4 protein-coding genes are annotated in these 21,081 nt (G+C 68.6%); all 4 read right to left on the reverse strand.

Translation table 11 applies throughout. The features are described from left to right. Positions 1 to 58: 58 nt before the first annotated feature. The 4 genes from BM150_RS18905 to BM150_RS18920 all read right to left on the reverse strand — a co-directional run bounded on the left by BM150_RS18905 (position 59) and on the right by BM150_RS18920 (position 21,057). On the reverse strand, positions 59 to 18,058 hold the full coding sequence (locus BM150_RS18905) for a protein-glutamine glutaminase family protein (RefSeq protein WP_092928655.1): 18,000 nt from the start codon (positions 18,056 to 18,058) through the stop codon (positions 59 to 61). 380 nt (positions 18,059 to 18,438) lie between these two features. Beyond that, a complete protein-coding gene (locus tag BM150_RS18910) occupies positions 18,439 to 18,825 on the reverse strand; it encodes a hypothetical protein (RefSeq protein WP_092928656.1) in 387 nt (128 codons plus the stop codon). Between the two features lie 44 nt (positions 18,826 to 18,869). Beyond that, positions 18,870 to 19,340: a YbaB/EbfC family nucleoid-associated protein gene (locus BM150_RS18915; RefSeq protein WP_217641751.1), complete on the reverse strand. Its 471-nt coding sequence runs from the start codon at positions 19,338 to 19,340 to the stop codon at positions 18,870 to 18,872. A 34-nt stretch (positions 19,341 to 19,374) separates the two neighbouring features. Then, a complete protein-coding gene (locus BM150_RS18920; protein WP_092928657.1) occupies positions 19,375 to 21,057 on the reverse strand; it encodes a WXG100 family type VII secretion target in 1,683 nt (560 codons plus the stop codon). Positions 21,058 to 21,081 lie beyond the last annotated feature (24 nt).

Here is a 21,081-nt window from a genome sequence, read left to right on the forward strand (position 1 = left end):
CCGGAGGCGGAATCCCGCTCGCTCCCACCGGCGACGGTTCAGCGTTGTTCCCGGCGGATCAACCGCCGTCCGTTCCACCCGAGGGCGGTGACGGGGCGAGGAAACTGGCCAACGCGCTCTGCGGCGGTGGTTCCGCTCCCGCGTCGTTCCCCTGCAACGGCCGGACCTCACCCGAGGGGGCGTCCTCGAACACGTCGCGGTAGCCCACCACGTGCTCGGCACGCACCCCGCCCGGGAAGACGATCTCCTTCTGATCCGGGAAGGGGGAGGCTATGTCCAGGGTGGCGTTGACGTCGATGCCTCCCGGGGCGCGGAAGGTGTAGAGGTAACGGTAGGTCGAGCCGAACACGCGGTCCGGGTTCTTCCAGCGCAGTCGGGACATCATCTCCGGATCCCTGGTGGCGCTCATGAAGTTGGTGTCCCGGTGGCCGTTGACGACGTAGTCCAGCAGATGTCGTCCGGTGCCGTTGCCCTTCGGCAGCAGCCCGCCCTCGGCGAGGATCCGCTCGGGTGGTTTGTTGCTGAAGTGGTACAGCTCCCCGTCGTCCTGGCGCCACAGCGCGTTCGGCAGCGTGAACCCGGTGTCGGCACCGTCCGGGGCGACCGAGTCCGCACCCTGTGGTGGCACCGGGGAGGCCGAGGCCACTTCGGGCAGGCTCTCGGTCCGGAACTGGCTGTGGCCGATCGGCTCGTCCGTCGACTCTCCCCGATACCACTCGAACACCGGTGTGTCACGCAGCAGCCTGCCGGTGGTGCTGCTGACGAAGCTCCCGTCCGAAGGACCCGCCTCCTCGTAGAAGGCCATCAGCCCCGATCCGCCGTGCCAGGCCAGGAAACCGGTCTCGGAGTCACCACGCACCTCCCAGGAACCGTCGTGGCTCCGGGAGACGGGCGCGAAGCCGTCACGCACCTCGGTGTACTGCTGCGGCGGTTGGGCGTAAGGGTTGACCGGTTCGTCGGGGGTAAGCGGGGCCGGTCGGGGCGGTATATCCCCAGCGGACTCGCTACCCGTCGGGAGCGGGATCGATGTCTGCCCGCTGTGGAGTTCGGATCGCACCTCCTCGGTGGTGTCTTCCTGGGGCTCGGAGGTGTGGGGCTCTTCCGAATCGACGGGTCGGTGATCGGAGTCGGTCCGTTCGTCGTGCTCTCCGCCTCCGGAACCCGGCTGCTCGATCCGCTCCGAAGTCGACTCCGGAGCCCGCTCCCCGGGTGATTCCCGGACCCGCTCCCCGGCCGTTTCGCGGGACGGTTCCGTTTCGTGCAGCCCCAACCGGATCAGTCCGTCCCGGTCCACTTCGAGCAGAATCGGCTCGTCCGGCCCGGTGCGCAGCGGCTTTTTCCATTCCGCCGGATTCTCGCCACGGTAGGACGGAGTCAGCTCCCACTCCGGTGTCACCCGCACCAGGTAGCGGGTCTCCTCGCTCTTGTCCGTGGATTCCTCGCCGGTGGAGTTCTCCGCCGACTCATCGGTGTTCCAGTCCCCGAGGGTCCGGTTGATGCTGACCAGCCCCTGGTGCGGTCGCAGCGGTGCTCCCTCCAGTCCCTGTTGGCGGAAGTCCATCGAGCTCATCGCTCCCGCCTGGGCACCGCGTTGCGAGGTCGACTTCGTCTCCCGCCGCTCGGTGCCGGTGTGGGTCAGCGAGCCCCGCTCGATCTCGCCGAGCAGTTCGCGACGGCTCAGATCGGCGTTGATCCGCACCGACTCCAGGTGTCCTCCCGAGAGGTCGACGGTGTGGCCACCGGTCGACAGCGCGTTCCGCAGGTTCGAGCGCAGGTGGCCGACATCGGTGACGGTGTGCAGTCGGGAGGCGTTGCCCGGACGCAGGCCCGGCCTGGGCGGTTCCAGGTCGGGGTCGCCGTGGGCGAGCTTGCCGAGCTCCTCGTGCAACGCCGGTGCGGCGAACGGCCGCACCCGCACCTTCGCCTCCGCCGACCAGGCGGGCTGATCCGCCCGGTCACCCCGGCTCCGCCGGAACGAGCCGTCGACCCGGGTCAGGGGCTCCGGTGCCGGCCCGTCGACGGGCAGCACCTCGGAGCGGGGGACGGTGGAACGCGCCGCCCCGCGCAGCTCGAAGCTGCTGCGCCACGGCTCCCCGAAGCGGCGCGGGGCGAGCCGGTCGAACCACTCGCCGAGCCGGTTGCTGTAGGTGCCCGGCCGGGCGTAGGGATAGACCTCCATGTCGATGGTCAGGTCGTGCAGGAACCGCACCCCGCCCTCCTTACCGGTGGTGGTGGCGGAGTGCTCGGTGCTCGTGGTGTTCTCGAAGCCGCGTTTGTTGCCGTAGGAACCGGTGAAGCCGTGCATGTGCACGCTGCCGGGGTTTCCGCTGGTCCCGTAGAAGGGCGATACCCCGATCATGGTGTTGAAGTCCCACCCACGCTGATCGCTTCGTCCGGTGGCGCCGCTGTCGCCGTGCGAGTCGGTGGTGGCGTGTTCGGACAGCGTCCCCTGGTACCGCCCCGCACCGGGACGTGCTTGCAGCACCACCAGCTGCTCGACCTTGCCGAAGGGGGTGTCCCCGGTGAGGTGCACGTGCCGTCCCCCGTTGAGCATCTCCTCGACGGCGTTGTTGAAACCGTGCCTGCTGCCCAGCTGACTCAGCACGTCGTCGACGACTCGTTCGTTGATCGCGTCGAACTTCGCCACGCTCGGTTGTCGCTCCACCCGAGGTTTGCCCAGCGCCTCGTAGGCGAGGTCGAGCATCCGAGCGCGGGCACCGGGCCGCCCGTGCTCGCGGGACCACCCGTCCAGCCGCTGCCGCACCTGTTCCAGCAGCTCCCGTGCGGCGCCCAGCCGGTAGAGCTCGACCCGTCCGCTGCCCCGACCCACGTTCGCCGGGGGACGCACCGTGGAGCGTTCCTCGTCCGCCGCTCGTTCGGAGACGTCGTTTTCCCGGGGCGCCTGTTGCGTGGGACCGGCGGCAGTGCCCTGTTGATGCCCGGTATCGGTGTCCGACCGCTCGATGTTGTTCCGGTAGTGCTCGGCGTCCTCATCGGACAGCCGTTCGATGTCCGATTCGTTCAGCCTGCCGACCTGGTGCAGTTCCGAGGCGGGGACCCACACCTCGACGGCGTCGGGTACCCGTACCCATTTGCTCCGCTCGTCCGGATCGCCCCGGTGCAGCAGTCGGAAGGGGTCCTGCCAGGATCGCCGCGTCGAGGTCCGCACCTCGTGCACCGCGTCGTAGCGCACCAGGTAGCCCCGGTCCGAGTGGTGGTGCGAAGAGCCGCTCTTGGCGGTGTCGGCCTTCGAGGTCTCCGCGTTCTCGGTGGTGTACTTCCCGCCCGCCTCGAAGGACGGGCCGATTAGTGCCGCCGGGTTCCCGCTCGAGAAGTAGTGCGTGATGTCGAGGCCGAGCCGGTAGCTGCGGTTCCGCTTGGTCTTGGAATCCAGACCCCGCTCCGCGCGCTCGTCGGTACCGCCGAAGCGGTGCGCGTCGTCCCTGCCGACCACGCGCGGGGTGTCCAGCCTGGTGGACAGGTCGGCTCTGGCGGTCAACTCCCGGTTGCCCACCATTCCACCGGAGTTGTGGCTCTGCAACCAAGTGGTGTCGCGGTGCAGCGCTGCTCGTTCGAACCGGGCGGCACGAGCATCGGTGCTGGTGAAGGACTCGACCTCGTCGAGCGCGGCGTTGCGTTCGTCGAGCGCGCCGCTGCTCCGGTCGCGGCTGCTGGTCATCCCGTGATCGACGGACTCGTCGAAAGCCGGGGGCCTGCCACCGACGAACGGAGCCATCAGGCGACCCGGCCATCGTGACCCCGTGATCGCACCGAGCATGTCCGTCATGGTGCGGCGCAACCCCGGCACGGGTTTGAGCGTTTCCAGCTCGAATCCCGGGGGGAGGTGCCCTTCCCGGTCATGACGCGGTGCCCGGCCCCGTTGCCAGGAGTCGGTCGTTCCGCTCCGGCGGGTCTCCGCTCCGGTGTTCCGGTTTTCCCGCCCGGTGCCCCTGGTGTCCGATTCGGAGTGCGGCTCATCGAAGCGGGTCCCCGTGCGTTCGGGGGCCGACACCCGCACGTCCGAGTTGATCCTGCTCGTGGTGTCCGGGTCCGGCGGGTCCGACCACCGACCACCGATCCGCACCTCGAACTCGGTCGGGTAGCCGAACTCGTGTACCGGGGAGCTCTCCGACGACCGCTCGTAGCCGCTCAGATGTGAACTGGTCTCGCCCCGACTGCTCGAGGTCTCCACGGCGGCTTGCAGTCCGGAGAAGTTGTTGTGCTCGTCGGGCCCGATCGGGTTGGGGATCGAGGCGGGGGTGATCCCGCTGATTCCGGCCGTGGTGGTACTGCCGTGGCCACGTCCGGCGCTGTGCCCGTCGTGCCCCCCGAGCCTGCTCTTGGCCGATTTGCCGTCAGTGCTGCCCAGATATCTGGCCCCGGAGCGGTCCATCGTGCCGCGTACGAACACGTCCGGAGCCCCCGGGTGCATCGAGCCCAGTGGCAGGCGCAACCCGTCTCCACCGGTGATCTCCCCGGGATGGTTGCGGACGAAGGTGTTGAGCCGTTCGGCGAGGTCGGGAAGGTCCTTGCCCGGTAGCGTCCCGTCGGCGTGCAGCTTGCTCAGCACCGGTCCGGTGATGGCCCGCACCGTCTGTTCCGGCAGCCGGTGGTGGGCGTCGAGCCGATCCGGGACGCGGTGGCGGTCGATCCCGGTGGGAAAGGAATCCCGAGTCGACCCGTCATCGGTGTCGCGCGTCCACACCGTCGCCGCACCGTCCACCCGCAGCAGGCGCTCGGGTTCGTATCGTTTCGCCGATCGCGGGTTGTGCGGTTCGGCGTTCCCGCGGGTGGTGTGTTCGTCGTCCCGGTTCGGTTCGTTGTCGCCGGAGGCGCTCTCGTTGTCGTGGTGCGGTTCGTCGTTCGGGACCTCACGCTGTTCGTTTCCCACCCGCACCAGGTACCGCGTGTCGAGGCGTTGTTTGCGCAGCCGTCCGCGGTAGTCGCTGGTGGTCTCGCGTTCGTGACCACTGGTGAGGGTGTCCTCGTTCCGGGTGCTGCGGATGTGCGAGACACTCGGTCCGGCCAGTGCCCCGGTCAGGCCGGTGATGTCGCCCCCGGCCACCCACAGTCCGCCCCCGCGCTGGCGGGTGTTCGCCTGCCCGGAGGTGGACTCCGCCTTGTCCTTGGCGGTGTGCTTGACCGTCCCCTCGACGTCGGGAAGTCGCTGGGCGTTCGCGCCGTCGGCGATGCCCACCACGATCTCGGTCGGAGTCCGTTCACCGCCGAAGGCGAAGCTCCTGCGAACCGGCCCCTCGAACACTTCCTCGCCCAGCGAGTGCAACCAGTCGCGCAGCTCCCGGCCCGCTGGATCCCCGACCCGCAGTCCCAACTCCTCGGACACCGCGCGGTGGACGTCACCGAGACCGGAGAGCTCGACGTGTTCGATCTCGCCCGGGTGCCGCCAGGGCTCGGTCGAATCCCGTGCCGTGTTGTCCGGCCAGGTCAGGTGCACCTTCGCGTCGGCGGCCCCGCTCTGGGTCACCTCGTCGTTCCAGCTGAACCGGCCCGGGGTGCGCAGGGTGATCCGGTAATCGACCGTGTGCTCCGCAGTCCGGCTCGGCCTGCCGTGCTCGGTGAGCGTGGTGGTTTTCTCGTGCGAGTTCCGCGCGGTCAGGTCCGAGTCCCGGGAGTTGACCAGGCCGGCCACCTGCAGGTGCGTCAGCAGGTGCAGCCACGGTATCCGGATGTTGAACCCTCCGGTCCCGAGCGGGGAGCGCTTGTTGGTGGAGCTGTGCTCGGCCTTGTCGTGCGTCCGCGAACTGGTGAACTCCTCGGTTCCCTCGCGCGAGTCGTTCCGCGCCGCCTCGCGCAGCCCGACCAGGTCCAGGCTGATCCGCCCGCCGTGCTTACCCGCCCGGGGGCCCAGCTCCACCTCGTAGCTACCCTCGGCCGACTCGTGGAACCTCTTCCGCAGGTTCTCGTCGGAGAAGGCGATCTCTACGAAGTCCCGCAGATTCGGATCGCCCCGCAGTCGCTTGTTGCCGGCGAGCAGTTCGAGTACCGACTCACGCACGGACGCGCCGTCGATGTCCTCGGCGACCTTGGGGCGGTCCGCCCTGACCCGGTCGAGCGGGGTCTCGGGTGAGCTCGTGGTGTTGTCCTGGCGGGGTGGTGTCGAGGCGGTGTGCGAAGCGGGTCGCTCGGTGGTCTCCTGCTGTCCGCTGGTCTCCTGCCGCCCGGTGCTGTCGAGGGTGGTCCGTGTCCCGTCGTTCGCCGCGTCGTGTATCCGGTCGAACTCGCCAGCGATCGATTGCTGCTCGACGGTTTCGTGCGCGGTGCGGTTCGTGGTCGAGGTGTTCCGACCAGGCTGTTCGATGTTTGATTCCTGGTGGAAGGTCTCCAGCTCGATCTCTTCGGGGATGGGGGGCAGGCGATCCGGTCGTGCCCGGTCATCCAGGGCGCCCCACGGCGGCGGTCGGGTCGGTGCCGTTCCGGCAGCGGCGGGTCCGGAGAGGTCATCGCCACGGACTTCCCGAGTACGGGGAAGATCGAGCCCGGCACGCGGTTCGGTCTCCCCATCGTCCCGGAATTCGGACAGCTGCCGGTCCACCGCCGATTTGGCCCTCCACCACTCGGACTGGGCGTCTTGGGCCTTGCCCCGGGCCGTTTCGAGCTCGCGCTCTACGGTGGACACCTCGTTTTCCACATTGCTGAGCGTGCTCTCCGATTCGGGCATCCGACCGAGGGCTGTCTCCCGCGCCGCCCGCGCCTCTCGCAGCGAATCTTCGACGGTGCGCAGCGACTCGTTCGCGTAGTCGAGTCGGTCCTGGGCGCCTCGCACCTCGTCCCGCATTCGCTGTCGTTCGGCGTCGGCGTGGGCGTACTCCGCTTCGGCGTCGCGTTCGCGCTCCACGGCGTCACGCAGCTCCCGCTCGGTCTTCACCAGATGTCCGGCGTCGTGCGGTTGCCGATTACGCGCTCGTTCCAGGTCCGCTTCCAGTTCGGCGCGATGTGCGCTGTACCTTCCCAACCGGTTCACGGCCGCATCGGCCTTACGCGAGACCTCGTCGAGCCGCGGATCGTCGCGTGCCTCCTCCAACCGGGCCTGCGCCGTCTCCTGCTTCACTCGGAACCGTTCGAACCGCTGTTCGGCGGTGCGTACCCGCTGTTCGGCCCGGTCGAGTTCGTTTCGCCGCTCGGTCAGTGTCCGTTCGGCCCCCGCTCGGCGGGGCGCGATCTCGTTGAGCCGCTCGACCGAGTCGTGTCGAGCTTTGTCCGCCGCGATCTCGGCCTCGCGCCAGGCGTCGGCCTTCCGCTTGAGCGTGCTCTGCGCCTCGGAGAGCTGTTCGGGCAGATCCCGGCCGAGCAGTCCGGCCAGATCCGGTTCGCTGACCCGCAGCCGTGTCGAGCCTGGAACCGAGAGGTCGACGACCCCGGTGGACCCGTCCACCTTGCCCACGACGCGGTACTCGACGTCGTACTCCACCAGGCCGCTGCGTTCGTCCGGTTTGACGGCGCTGGTCCGTCCTCCGGTGGTTCCCCCTGTCGAGGTGTCGCCGACCTCGGCGTTGCGTTTGAAATCCGCCCCGCGCGTGTTGAGCAATCCACCCGAACCGTCGTTCCACAACGCCCGGCCCTGCCCGGGGGCCACCGAGGTGGCTCCGGTGTCCTCGTGCTTGGCCTCGGCTGTGTCGGAGGTGGAGTCGGCGCGTGGGTTGGCCATCTCCAGCCCGTCGCTGAGGGCGACCAATCGTGGATTGTGCACCCGCGTGTAGACCTCTACCTCGGCGTGCCGGTTCCGCAGCAGTGTGGCCTCGTGCAGTTTCGGTACCGGCAGCGCGCCGTCGAGCATCTCCGGCAGGTGCGGCTGCAGCATTTCCGAGCTCAGCGTGGCACGCAGCGTGTGCAGCCCACCCGTACCGTCGGCGGTCAATCCCTTGCCCGCGCCCGCCTGCCGCAGGGCTTCCACCGCGGCCTCCCGCAGCGCTTCGGTTCCTCGAATCCCCTCCGGCGCGGCGGTCTTCGGGAGGGTTGGGTTGTGCCGCTGCCAGGCGCGCAACTCCTGTTCCCGCGCGTCCTGTGGACTGCCCACCCGCTGTTCCGGCGCGTAACCACCGGATCGATCGGATTCGTCGTCCGTGCTCATCCGCTGGTTGTCGGCGAGCAGACGCAACCGTACCCGCTGCTCGTCCAGCGAAACCGTGGTTGGCTCCCGGTCGTCGCGCAGCACGGTCAACTCGAACCGGACCGGAACCTCGTAACGGGCCATCGGACCGCCTGCCTTGCGTGCGTAGCCGACCTGCTTGGAGGACGACTCCGTCCGGTTCGTCGAGTGGTTCTGCCCCACGCTCGTCCCGGCGCCCAGCCCGGTGCCCGCCGTGGTCGACAGCTTTGGCTCGCCGGTGGCCGGGGCGACTCCGCCGAGAGCGTTCAGCCCCCCGCTCCAGCCGCGCCCCTCGGCGTTGGTGTCGGTGTCCTTGAAACCTCTGTTGAGGGTGTGGTCGACGCCGACTCCATCGTTGACCACGTCGACGAACTCGGCGTCACCGAGTTTGGCGTTGAGCATCACCTGGTAGCTGTCCCGTCCGAACACCCCGGGCCGGTGCACCAGCAGCGGAACACCCCCGTCCAGCGCGGTGTCCAGCAGCGCCGTCACGTTCTCCCGAGAGGTCAGTCCGGCCAGCTGTCGCAGGTTGCGCATCGAGTCGTTGAGGACCGACTCCGGCAGCAGCTTCGCGCCTTCCGGGCCGAGCCTCTCGCGTACCTCGTCGATCAGCCGAGTCAGGTCCGGGACGTCGTCGACCGCGCTCAGTCCCAGCGAGCTGGGCTGTTCCCGAGCGATCGTGCTCGGCACGTCCAGACGTTCCGGGCGGGGAGTCGGAGCCGCTGTCGGTTCGTCGAGCACGCCGAGCGAGCGCGCCTGTTCCTCGCTGACGCGTAGGAACACCCCGCCGGGAAGTGTGACAACCGAGCCCTCGGCCAGCGGTGTGCCGTTGTGCAGTACGTTCCGCTCGTGGCTCTCGGCCAGCAACGTCACATCGGCGTCCAGCTGCACCAGCATCGTCCGTGCGTCCTTCGGAGTGATGACGTTGCGCTCCAGGCTGCCCGAGATCTCGGAGCCGTGAGTCTCGGACTTCGACCTACTCCACGGTTTGGCGGCGAGCGCCCCACCGCCGAGCCCGCTGGTCGAGTCGGCGGAGGTACCGGTCGGGCGGGCGGTGCCGTTGAAGGAGGCGTTGAATTCCCACCCCGTCTTGTGGGTGGTGCTCGTACCGGCCTTGAACCCACCGACATCGTTGTTCTCGGTGCTGATCCCGTCGGAGGCGGATACCAACCGGGGATTGCTCAGCCCGAAGCCCATGGCCACCCCACCCCTGCGGTCGTGAACCCTGCGGCCGTGGACCAACCCGTCCTCCACCAGTCCGTGATCGACGAACTGGCGCAGCTTTGCCTTGACGTTCTCCGGGCTGAAGAACCGGTCGAGCACGTTGCGTGAGACGCTGCCCGGCACACCGAGTGCCCCGTCCCCGTCCGCTGCCTGGTCGAGCAACCGGACTGCCTCGTCACGCAGTGCCCCGGTGTGTGTCACCGCCTCGACGTGCAGCCAGTTCGGTGCCTTTGGCCGGTTCCGGTCACTCAGCAGCTCGCGGATGTCGGACGGGTCCGACTCCCCGAGTTCGCGAGTACGTGGCTGGCCGGGACGGAACTCCGCGAGGTCGTGTCCCGAGGTCGTCGAATCGGCCAGCCACAGCGTCATCGGGTCCCGGAGCGCCGGGATCTCCACCACGCCCTCGTCCACCGGTCGATTCGGGCCGGCGGTGCGGGCCAAGACCTTCGGTTCCGGCACTTCGCGCACCGGAGAGCCGGGAGTGATCCGCTTGACCCAGGAGCGGCTGCGGCTGTAGCTGCTGATCTCGACGTCGAATTCCACCGGGTAGCGGAAGAGCTGGGATTTCGAGTCGCCCACCAGCAGCGATTGGTGACCCGCTGTCGGATTTGCGGTCATCTTGTGCGTCGTCGTGTCGCTGTACTTCAACTCGACGGTCGGGGATAGCACCGATCGTGTCAGTCCCGTGTCCGGGAGCAGTCGTACTCGGCCTTCCACTCCGGCGGACCAACCCTTCTCGACGCCGGTGGAGTTGTCCCACTTCGCCGAATCGGCCGCGATCGAGCGAACGTTGCGTTGGTCGGCCTGCCCCATGTGCTCGGGGGTGCCGAGCCGGGCCTTGACCGTGATGTTGACGTAGTCGCTGGTGAACAGGCCCCGTTTTTTGAGCTGTACCCGGACCCCGGGCCCCAGCAGGCTGTCCAGCTTGGTGCGCAGTGCGGCGGGCGAGAGCTCGGCGCCGAGCTTGCGCAGGTTGTCGAACCTCTCCTGGTTGTCCGAGAGGTGTTTGCCGGTCTCGCGCGCGGTGCGTTGGGAGTGCCAGTCCGGCAGGAACTTGTCGAAGCCCTTGATCCTGCCCAGCGTTCGTTCGACTTCGGCCTGCACCCGATTCATGGGGCCGTGCTCGCCGACCTTGACGTCGCCTGCCGTGGCTTTGTCAGCCAGGAACGGTGGCGGGAACCGCTGCTCGGTGGGCGTGGTGATCGAGTTCCTGGTTCCCGGTGGCACCGGGAGTCCCTGCTCAGCGGCTTCCGGCAGGCCGGCCCGCAGGTAGCTGGTGGCGGTGAAGCTGGTCGCTCGACCGTTGGGAGTGCGGACCTCGATGGTGGTGTCCACCTTGTACAGACCTTGGTTTCCCTTGACCTGCATTCCCGAGCGGGAGGTCGACTCCACACCGGTCACCGAGTTCGAGCTCCGGCTGGAGCCGTAGCCGCCGGTGATCCCCGCACCACCTCCCACCGTCCCGAGCCCGAACGCGCGGCCCCCCACGCCCGCGTTGACCTCGAAACCGGACTTGCTCGTGGCCGAGACGCTGCTGCTCGTGGTGGAGGACTCGTGCAACCGCATGGTCGTGTCTTCGGAGGTGCCGACCAGTTCGGCCCTGCCGAAGGAGGCACGCATCTGTACCGCGGTGCCCCGGCTGCCGTGCGGGCTGAGCAGATCCGGGGAGGTCACCCAGCCGTGCTGCAGCTGCTCCATGCTGTTGCGTATGTTCGTGGCGCCGAGAAACTCGCGCAGCACGTTTCGCCCTGGCGCCCCCAACCTGGTGATCGAGGGATGCAGCTGCCCCGCGATCGCGTCGAATCCGTCCCCGACGTCGACTACCGCTTCGGTTCCCGGATGTTCCAGGCGCGATCCCCAGCCCTCGGGCGGTGTTCTCGTTTCCACCTCTGGATAACGGTTCATCCTTCCCACGTCTTCGGGAATCCGCAGTTCGGCGCTGCCGGTGGTGATGCCGGGGATCTCCGTTGTCCCCTCGGCTCGTACCGACTGTCCCGAGGTGTCACGGATGTCGACGTCGAAGTCGACGGGAACTTCGGCGGTGGAGGAACTCTTGCCCGACCGGAAGTTGCGCTGCTCCTGCGTGGCGAACTCCCTGTGCTGCGAGGAGTTCGGTGTTGCCAGGGGAACGCCCGCGCCCAGCGAGCCGTAGGGACCGACCAGCGGCCCACCCGTGGCGTTGAACGCCGCACTGTTCGAGTTGGAGACCGTGGTGGTGCGCGGATTGGTGTTGCTCGACTGTGTGGTCACGTCGACCTTGCTCTTGGCCGGCGTCGCCGAGGACACGGGGCCGAGGTCATTGGGCAGGCGCGGCGTCGCGCGCACGCGTACCTCGAACCACTCGGTGCCCACGCGCACCGGGAACTGGCGGCCCCGGTCCATGAACGACTCGAAGTTCTGCCTGGCCGCCGGTTCGATCGCGTCGACTCCCTCCACCGTCAGCCCCCTCGGGTTCGGCAGCAGTTGCCGCACTCGGTCGGTTACCCCGCCGGTGTCCAGCTCGGTGAGCGCGACGTTCCCCAGTGCCTTGCCCTCCTGGAAGTACCCGGGGGTGTTGCCCAGATCCACCAGTTGTTCCCGTGTCTCGCCCGGCTTGGTGAGGGTGATCGTCGGTGTCGGTTTCGCGGCGTTCTCCGCTGTGCCCGACTGCTCGGTGTCCCGCCGCTGGGTGTCCTGCGCTCCGGCATCGTGCTGGTTCGTGTCGCGCTGTTCGGCCTCGCGGTGGGTGAGCTGCTCTCGACCGTCGCTCTCGGTGTCGCGATTCGCTGGTTTCGGCCCCGAGTTCTCCGGGCCGTGCTCCGGGGCGGATTCCCGTTTCCCGTCTCTCGCCGGTTCCCCGAGTTCGATCTCCTCGGGTTTCGACGTCGATTGCCCCGGTCGCAGTGGCGGGTTCGTGGCGTCGGGCCGTTCCGTGACGGGATCGGGATTCGCGGTGCTCGGGCCGTTCTCGGACGGGAGGTCGTTCTCGGGCCGGGGGGAACCGGCGGAGCGGGGGATGATGTCGGGCCGGGCGCCCTGGCTGTGGGCGGTGTTCTCGATGGCCCAGAGGTGACGGGGTTTGAGGTGGGGATCGTGGTCGACGGAGTGGCCCATCAGGCCGTCGTCCAGTCGAACGGAGTTGTGCGAGGGGTGCGGGTCACCGGTGCGCAAGTCGGTGGCCCGGGGCGGATCCCCCCGGTTGAACACACGGCGGGTGTCCGGGCTGTCGAGCGCACCTCGGGGGTCCGGGGACTCGTCCGGGAGACCGAAGTAGTGGCCGATCTCGTGGGCGTGGATGTTCGGGGAGGCGTGGATGTTCCAGTGGTTCTGGTCGGTGTGCCCCTCGCCGCTGACGTGGATGGTGTCGTGGGCCTCGGCCGGGGTGTCGACGAATTCGACGCGGGCGTGGAACTGGTCACCCGAAGGCAGCCGGTTCCCCTGGTTGAACAGGTTGTCCACGGTCTCGGTGAGCCGGTCGCGCAGGTCGCGCAGCTGTTCCGGGGTGATGGTGGGGGCGGGGGAGAGGTGGGCGCGGAAGGTGTACTCCTGTACGCCCTGCCCCGCCACGTCCATGTGACGGAGGTCGTAGCGGATGCGGCCCTCGTAGAACTCCAGGTCGTTGGCCGTGCTGTTCATGCGCACGTCGCGGACCTCGGTGGCGACCTCGTGGGCCGGAGTGTGCTCGCGCTGCTCGCGCCACTGATCGGGACGGAGCGGAGTGCTCTCGGGCTCGAACCAGTCGGCGGTGGAGGCGGTGCTGTGCTGCCACGACCTGTCCCACGAGGAGGGTTCGCTACCGCCGGTGTTCGAGTCGTGTTCCCGCGACGAAGCGTCCTCGGTTCGGTCGGAGCTGCCCGTGTCCTCGTCGATGCCCAGCGGGGAGGGGCGGCTGCCGGAACCACCGGAATGGTCCCGGAAGGTGCGCGGGTCGTTCCACTCGCTGAAGGTGTGCGGGTTCGACGAGTCGGGGGCGAACAGCGCGCCGGGATTGATCGTCCCGTCGGACGGCGGTGCGCCCGGTGGCACCGAACCGGGCGCGGGTGCGCCGTTGCCGCTGGGATCACCGCCGCCGTTCGAGGCGGGACCGTTCCCACCTGGCTCGTTCGGGCCGAAGTTGCCCATGTCGAACGCGTGCGGGTCGAAGCCGCCGGTGGTGTCGTTGAGCAGCGCGTTGAAAACGGGGTCGTTGAGCAGCGCGTCCAGCCGGTCCTGAAAGCCCGGTGCGAAGGAACCCGACGAGAACAGGTCGGTGCCGTTCGCGTCGGTCCCGTTCAGGTTGGTGGGGTCGAAGCTCAGCGAGTTCGGATCGTTCGGGTCGATCGAGAGGGCGCCAGGATCGCTCTGGTGTATCGCGCCCACGTTGTTGAGCAGGTTCTCCAACCGTGCACGGTCTTCGGCCCGTTGCTGGGCCGAGTCGTTGTGCTGCACCAGCAGGTCCTCGTAGTACTCGCGGACCTGTGCGTCGGCGTCCTGGAGCGACTGCGGGTTCTGAGTCGGGTTCCACGGTTGGGGAAAGAACAGCGCGCTGGGATCGGAGGCGATCACCATGGCGCGTCCACTGGGCATCCAACTGCCGTTGGTGGCTAGTCCCCATCCGGCGGGATCGCTCGTGAAGTCGGCGTCGAGAACCTGCTGGACGCGCTGCGGTGAGCCGCCCAGGATCTGGGTCGTCTCGCTTCCGACATCGACACCCATGTTGGACAGCCAGTTGTCGAACGATACCGGGGCGTCGCTGGTGGAGGGGTCGAGCACGTGCAGCTTCGGGCCGTCCGGGGTGCTGACGATGACCGAGGGGGCGACGTGGTAGCTCCAGTTGACCTGTCCGGCCAGACCGGGGAGCGCGTCGGCGGAGTACGGCGTTCGCACCGACAGGTCCGGGTTGATGCGTGCCACGAAGATCTTGCTCGGCGCGGCCCCCATGCGCTGCAGGTCCAGCGCCCACAGGTGGGCGCGGATGTAGCAGCCGTCCTCGGGATGATCGGTGCGGATGGTGGTACGACCCCGCGCGTGGTGCTCGAAGGTGGACCGCTTGAGCTGCTCGTGCCAGTACGATGCCTGCTCCATCGACACCGGATCGGTGGAGTAGGAGCCCATGGCGTGCAACACTTCGTGGGAACGCCAGGGTGCCGTGCTCATCAGATCGGAGCTCAGTTCGCTGCCTGTCTGCGTCCGGTAGGCGTCCTGGATCGCCCACAGCGCGCGGATGTCGCGGCCGACTCCGTGCAGCATCGTCATCGCGTCGTCGAACCGACCCGCAGAGTTGTGCTGGACCAGTTGACCGGCGAAGTTCCACACCGACTGGTTGTAGGCGGGGGCGAATCCCATTCCCGGCGGTGCGGAGGTCGACGGCGCTCCTGGCTGGGCCGGACCCGTCACGTAGTCGCGTGGCAGCCCCAGCAGGTCCATCGCCCGGAAGTAGTCGGGCTGGTCGAGGTTCAACGCCAACGGCATCCACAGGTCCATGCCGCCGGTGCGCGCCCGGAAGCTCTCCTGCAGCGACTGGCTCGCGGCGGGATCGCCCCGCAGCTGGTGGAGCTCGCGGAGAACCGCACCGCTGTCGACCGGGAGAGTGAGAAGCAAGCCGTGCAGCACCTCGGCCCGCTGCGTCGACTCCGCCGTGGGAGCCGGTCGTGTCGGTGCCGAGTCGCTGGCGGCGGTGTCCCGGAGAACGTTGCTCCGGGAGAACTCGCTCGTGCGGTTGGGGTCACCGGTGGTGCCCGCGGGCGCTTGGCGCGTCGTCCCCGACTCGGGGGCCGGTCGTGTGGGCTGTGAGGTGGTGCTCGGACGCCCGGTGGAACGCGGAGTCTCGCTCCTGCTCGTCGAGTTCGAGGATTCGGTGCGAACCTTCGACGGGTTGTCGGCGTTCGGAGTGGTGCTCCTGCCGGGAGTCGTCGATTCCGGGTGACCCGACGAGGACGGCCCGGTGTTGCCGCGCTGGGCGGGGCTGTTCCACTGGGAGTTGGAACCGTTCCGGTCGACCAAGGGTGTCACGGTGCTGGAGGATTCCGCGCCGTTTTCCGGAGTCGTGTTCCGCCCGGTGGCCTTCTCGGCGTCCGGGGGCCGGTTGGTTTCCGCGTTCGGCTCGCTCCCGGTGGGGTGTGGCCCGGCTTCCGGGCCTTCGGAAGCCGTGTTCACCGGAGAGTAGTCGAGGTCCGTGCGGGACGGTGTGGAGGTGGTTTCGTTACCGGAGCTGTTCTCCGAGAGGGCGGTGCTCCGGGGCGCTTCGGCCGTGCGGTCAGCGGTGTCCGGGCGTCCCGGAGTCGTGTTGCCGGTGCTGTCGCCGTTCCCGCCGCTGGTATTCGACGGCGCGGACGAGGCATTGCCCGCCTGCGGGGTGAGCACGGGTGTCGGATTCTGCTCGGTGGTGTTCCGGGTGTTCGGTGCGTCTGTCTCCGACTGAGCGGTGGTGTCCTCGCCGCTTGCCTGCTCCGGCCGTGGGGCGTTGCCGGTTGTTTCGTCGGGTACGTGAGTCGGGGTTCGCGACGATTGCTCGAACCGGGAGTCGGCCGGTTCCCCGGGGCGTGTGGACGGCCCCGCCCCTTCGGTACGTGTCTCGGAGCCGTTCTGCTCGGAAGCGGGGTAGTTCGAAACCGCGTTACGCTCCGTCGTGGAGGCGTCCGTCGAGTCCGTGCTCGTGCGGTCCTGCCGCGAGGATTCGGTGGTGTCGGTGCCGCGCTGTGTGCCGTCCACCTCCGTCGGGGGGCGAGCGTCGGTGGTGCCGTCGGTCGTCGAGCCGTCCTGCCGGGCCGCGGCGTTCGAGGTGCCGTGCGTGTCGCGCTGTCCGGTGGTGCTGTGCGGGGTGGATTCCGTGTCGGTGCTCGACGATCGGACGGTGGTCTCCGCGCTGTCCGAATCGGGCGTACCGGTGGTGCTCGGTATTTCCGTGCCACCGGTGTTTCCGGCATCCCCTCGCGGTGGTTGGGTCGGCTGCGATGGTGGGTCTCCGGGATCGCTGTGCTGGTCCTGGAACCGCGTGGAGCTCGGGCCGTTCTGCTGCGCGGTGTCCTCCGGCTCGATCCGCCCTCCGCCCGCGACGAGAGGGTCGGTTTCGTCGTGAGCCGGGCTCTGTGCCTGAGCCGGCGGAGGCTGACCCGCGGAGTGGTCCTCCGAGGCGGACGTCAGGACGGTGGAACCGCTCGTGTCCGTGTCGCCGTTGTCGTCCTGCCGGGGGTTGTCGTGCTGTCGGTCGATGTCCTCGAGGGGCCGCTGCGTCCCGCTGTCCGAGGGAGTTTCGTTCCCCGGCCCGAAATCGTGCCGGCCATCGAATTCGTGTCCGTCCGGAGCGTCCGCTCCGGTGCTGTCCCATTCGGTGCTGTCCCGAGCGACGCTGTCCTGGACGACGCTGTCCGGCCCCGTTCCGTGACCCTCTTGCTCGTTCTCGGCAGGGGGGTCGTGCTGCGAACCGACCACTGACGAGTCGTCGCCCGCTATCTCTCCGAATCCTGCTGTCTTCTCGTCGATCACCTCGTAGCTCGACTGATCCACACCGTCAGGCCCCAGTCCGAAGGTGTTTCGGGTCGTTTCCGTCGCACCGAGCGTGGTGCCGCTCAGCCAGCTCCTGTCGCTGGCCCCGTCGTCGCCCGCGTCCTCATTGAAGAAACTGCCGTCGAGGGTGTTGCCGTCGCTGTCCTCGCCGGTCCACGAGGACTCGTTTCCGGGCCCCTGCGCATCGGTGACTCCCGATCTCTCCGGATCACCGATCGTCTTCGGCAGGTCCTCCGTGCCGGGGAGGTCGGTGGCGACGTCGTCGAAGTCCCCCAACCCGTCCAGTCCGCTGGTGTCCGTCCCGCCGTCGCCGTTGCCCCCGTAGTAGGAGCCGCCACCGCGTTTCTCGAACCCGTCGGCCATCGACGAGGTGAAGGAGAAGGGGTTCCACTCCTCCGAGCCGAGCGCGGAGTTGGTCGCCCCGTCGGCGGCGAACCCGGCTCCTCCCTGGCCGAGGATGTTGGCCGCGTCGAAGCCGAGTTTCCCTCCGGTGGTGTCGAGGAAGTCCTTCGCGCCCTGCCCGAGGACGCCCTCGGCTCCCTCCGCGCCTGGACCGCGGACTACCTTGTCGACGCCAGCACCGCCGACGTCACCGATACCGCCCCGTGCGAACCCACCGAGCCCTTGGAAAACGCCGTACACGGCACCGCCCATCGCACCGCCGAGCGCCCCGCCGATCGCCGCGCCCTTCGTGAAGTCCTCGTTCCAGTCGGTGCGAACTCCGGTGAGCATCTGCATCCCCTGGATCGCCACGTCCAGCCCGACCTCGAGGGCGACTCCCGCCGCCGCACCGACGATGATGTTCTGCAGCACCGTGCGGAAGAGCGACGTGATCACCGCTCGTGCCGTGGCGGCCGCGGCGGCGGTGATCGCCTGCCCGATCCCGGGCAGCCAGGAGAAGGCCAGCGTCGCGGCCACGATCACCAGCTGCACGATGATGCTGATCTTGACGTACTGGATGTCGGCCGCGGTGTTCTTCGCCAACTCCGAGTGCTTGGTGGTCTTTTCGCGCAGCTCCCGCAACAGCGGCCGCAACGTGTCGGTGACGTACTTCCCGTAGGCGTCGCTGAACTCGCCGTGCATGGTGGTGCCGATGTCGTTGGCCGAGCGCTCCACCGCGGCTTCCAGCTTGTCGATCGCCGCGCAGATGTCCGACCAGGCCACGCTCATCCTGCGCAGCCCGTCCTCGTCCCCTTCGGGCCAACGTTGCCCGCCGACGATCTCCAGTGCCTTCTGGAGTCCCTCCGGGAGTTCTGTGGGCATGGGACACGATTCCTTAGCGTGCGCGGTTTACAACTCATAACGGAACTGCGTAGCCGGCCGGGTAGCCGTCACGTGAGTCGGCGCCTTGCTGCGTTGGAGGGCACCTCGAGTAGCGGCCTACGCCACGTGCCCTCCCCGCCTTGCGATGCATCCGACTCACGCACCGGATCTCCTCGTCCTGCTGAGGCTGAAGCGCTTGGGGGAGGAAGCAGCCTTTTGTCAGAGGTTCTCGGTCTGCTCGGGTGGTTCCGTGAGGAACCGACGGGGCGTGGTGGGGTCACCGCGCTCGTCGCTCGCGCCGGGGCCGGTGACGCGGCGGTTCCACCGGGCCGTGCTCGGTGGGACCGCCGTTCCGGAAGGGCGTTACCGGACCCGTGCGATCACGAGGACTCCTCGTCGTCCGGGGGAAGCATGTGCTCCGCCATCTTCGAGCGGTATTCCTCGACCTGGCTCCGGTACTGCTTCATGACGTCACCGTAGGAACTGTCCAGATCCTGAACGTTCGATATGACGTTGGGCAGCCCCACGTCGGCGAACTCGGTGAGGGACTCCCGCAGCTTTCGCAGGCTTTCCCGCGTCTTGTTCGCCTCGTCCAGGTAGGACGACTCGAACTGTTCGCCGATCTCGTCGTCGCTCCAGCAGCCGTGGTCCCGCTCCAGCTCGTAGTCCAGGCTTCGCAGCGACCCCTTGAACTCCTCGACTGCCTGCGACAGCCGTCGCCCCGCGTTCTCGGTACCCGGAACATCGAGGTAGGTCTCGGAAGTCATGTCCGTCTCCGTGGTGTTGTCGGGGAAGGTTCACGGGGGTGGGCTCAGCTCCGGTCCCAGCCGTCGTCCTCGGTCCTGTCGGAACTCTTCGACGGCGAATCGCCGTTGGCCTCGCGCACCAGATCCAGCGACGGTTCCATCACCTTGCCGAGTACGTCGGCCAGATCCGCCTGCCCGGAGGCGAGGTCGTTGAAATCCGTGCCTCCCATCGGGCTGCCCATGAGCTCCTGCATGGTCTGCAGGCTCTGCCGACGCGCCTTCTGCAGCGTCTCGGTGATCAGCGCGGAGAGCTCGGCCGGTGGCATCGAGCGGTAGCCGGTGGTGTTGAACTTCAGCTCGGTGAGTTCGCCGTTACCGTCCAGCGTGACCGTGAACAGCTTCTTCGGCGCGTCCACCACGGTGGTGGTCTCGGCCAGCTTGCGCTGGAACTCGGCCAGCTTGCGCTGTTCCTCCTCGAACACCTCCAGTGCCGAGCTCAGATCGGGCATCTCGCGCCGGAAACCCTCGGATGTCATGTGGCCTCCCTGATCGTCGGAATTCGGATGTCGGTCAACGCCCGAGCACGCCGCCGGAGCCACCGGCCCCGCCCCAGACGTCCTCGTCCTCGTACTGCAGGGTGTTCCGATCGCGTTCGCGGTCGTCCCGATCACCGTTGCCTCCCGTGGGTGGCACCGAGCCGCCCGGTGCTCCGCCGAGCCTTTCCGGGCTCGCGGACAGGCCGGCCCGTCCGTTGCTCGCCGGGGTGACGGCGGAGGGAACTTCGGCACTGTTCGCGAGGCGTCCGGCGCTGGTCGGGGTGGCTCCGCCGGTGGCGGCCCTGGCGTTCGCGGCCGAGTACGAGGTCGTGCCGCCGAGCTCGCCGGCGGTGCTCATCCCGGCAGCGCTCGCTCCGTAGGCGCTCGACGGGCTGACCACGGTCGACACTCGGGAGGGAACCGTGGCACCGGGGGATACGGGCTTCGAGCCCCTGCTGCTCGCCGCGTCGCCCTGCGTGGTGGGCGTGGTGTAGCCGGTGGGTGCGCTCGGGGTGGAGTACTCGGGGCGGGAAACCGGAACCGCGGTGCCGAACGTCGCGGCATCGATTCCCGGTTCGTTCCCGGCGCCGGGGAGATCCGAAGCCGATTCGAGCTCGGTCCGGTGTTCGAGCTGCTCCTCTCCGCCGCGTTCCCGGCCGCGAGCGTTCGTGGCGCCGACGGACATTCCGGGAGCGGCGAGCACGCCCGGGACCTCGGTACCCGTCGAACTCATCCCGACCCGATCACCGCTGTCCGGAGTGATCCCGGTTGTCCGGTTCACGTCGCCGCGTCCCAGCACGCCACCGTCTTCCCGCGCCGCACCGGCCAGTGTCACCGGTGCTCCGGTGCTTCTCACGAACGTTTCCGAAGTGTTCTCCGAGCTCCCCACAACGTGCGTCACGGGTCGGGCGCTCGCGAAGGCGGATTCCGCGCCGCCGACCCCACCGCTTCGCACTGTGTTGTCGGTGTCCGAGGACATCGACCGGGTATCGGCGGCTCCCGCCCCGACGGGGCCGTAAGTACTCGTGGGGGTGGCGGCACCGACGAAACCGACTCCGGTCGTGGTGGTCGTGACCGCATCCGTTCCGGCAGCCACACCGGCATCAACCCCGTCACCGGCGTCCCGGTGAACCGCATCGCTCACCTGGTTGCCCCGCGTGCTGTGCGGCGGGGGTTCGCGCAACTGCCCACCGACCTGCTGATAGATCCTCGCCAGGTCCCGCAGCACCAGTTGGGCGTGCTCGTTCTGCGCCTGCTCCTGGTGCCGGAGTTGCTGTTGCCCCTCCGGTGTTCCGGCCATGGCCGGATCGTCGACCACGGCCTGTCGCCCGCTCTCGCGTTGGGAGCGCAGCTCCCGCAGCTGCCTTCCGGCGTTCGACGCCGCGTCCCCGAGATGGTCGTGCAACGCCGAGTAGCTCGGCGCCGAGATCGTTTCGACCAGCTGCTCCACTGTGTCCATGATCCGCCGCGCCGTGGTTTGGAACCGCTGCGCGCCCGGACCCTGCCAGGCGCCCTCGACCCTGCGCAGCTCGCGTCGAAACGCGTCGTTGGCCGTGCGCAGGCGTTGCGCGGTGTTCTCGAAGTGCTGTCCGTCCCGGTAGAACTGCTGCGGATCCGCGGCGGCCACCGCGGCGGCGGCGGTGTCCAGCGTGTGGTGTTCTTCCATCCGCGCTATCTCGGATCGGTCCGATTGCTCGGCACCGTTCGGCGTGCTCATGCGATTCCTCTCCAGACGTGCTGC

Origin of the sequence: Actinopolyspora alba, assembly GCF_900112765.1 — a bacterium.
Classification (GTDB): Bacteria; Actinomycetota; Actinomycetes; order Mycobacteriales; family Pseudonocardiaceae; genus Actinopolyspora; species Actinopolyspora alba.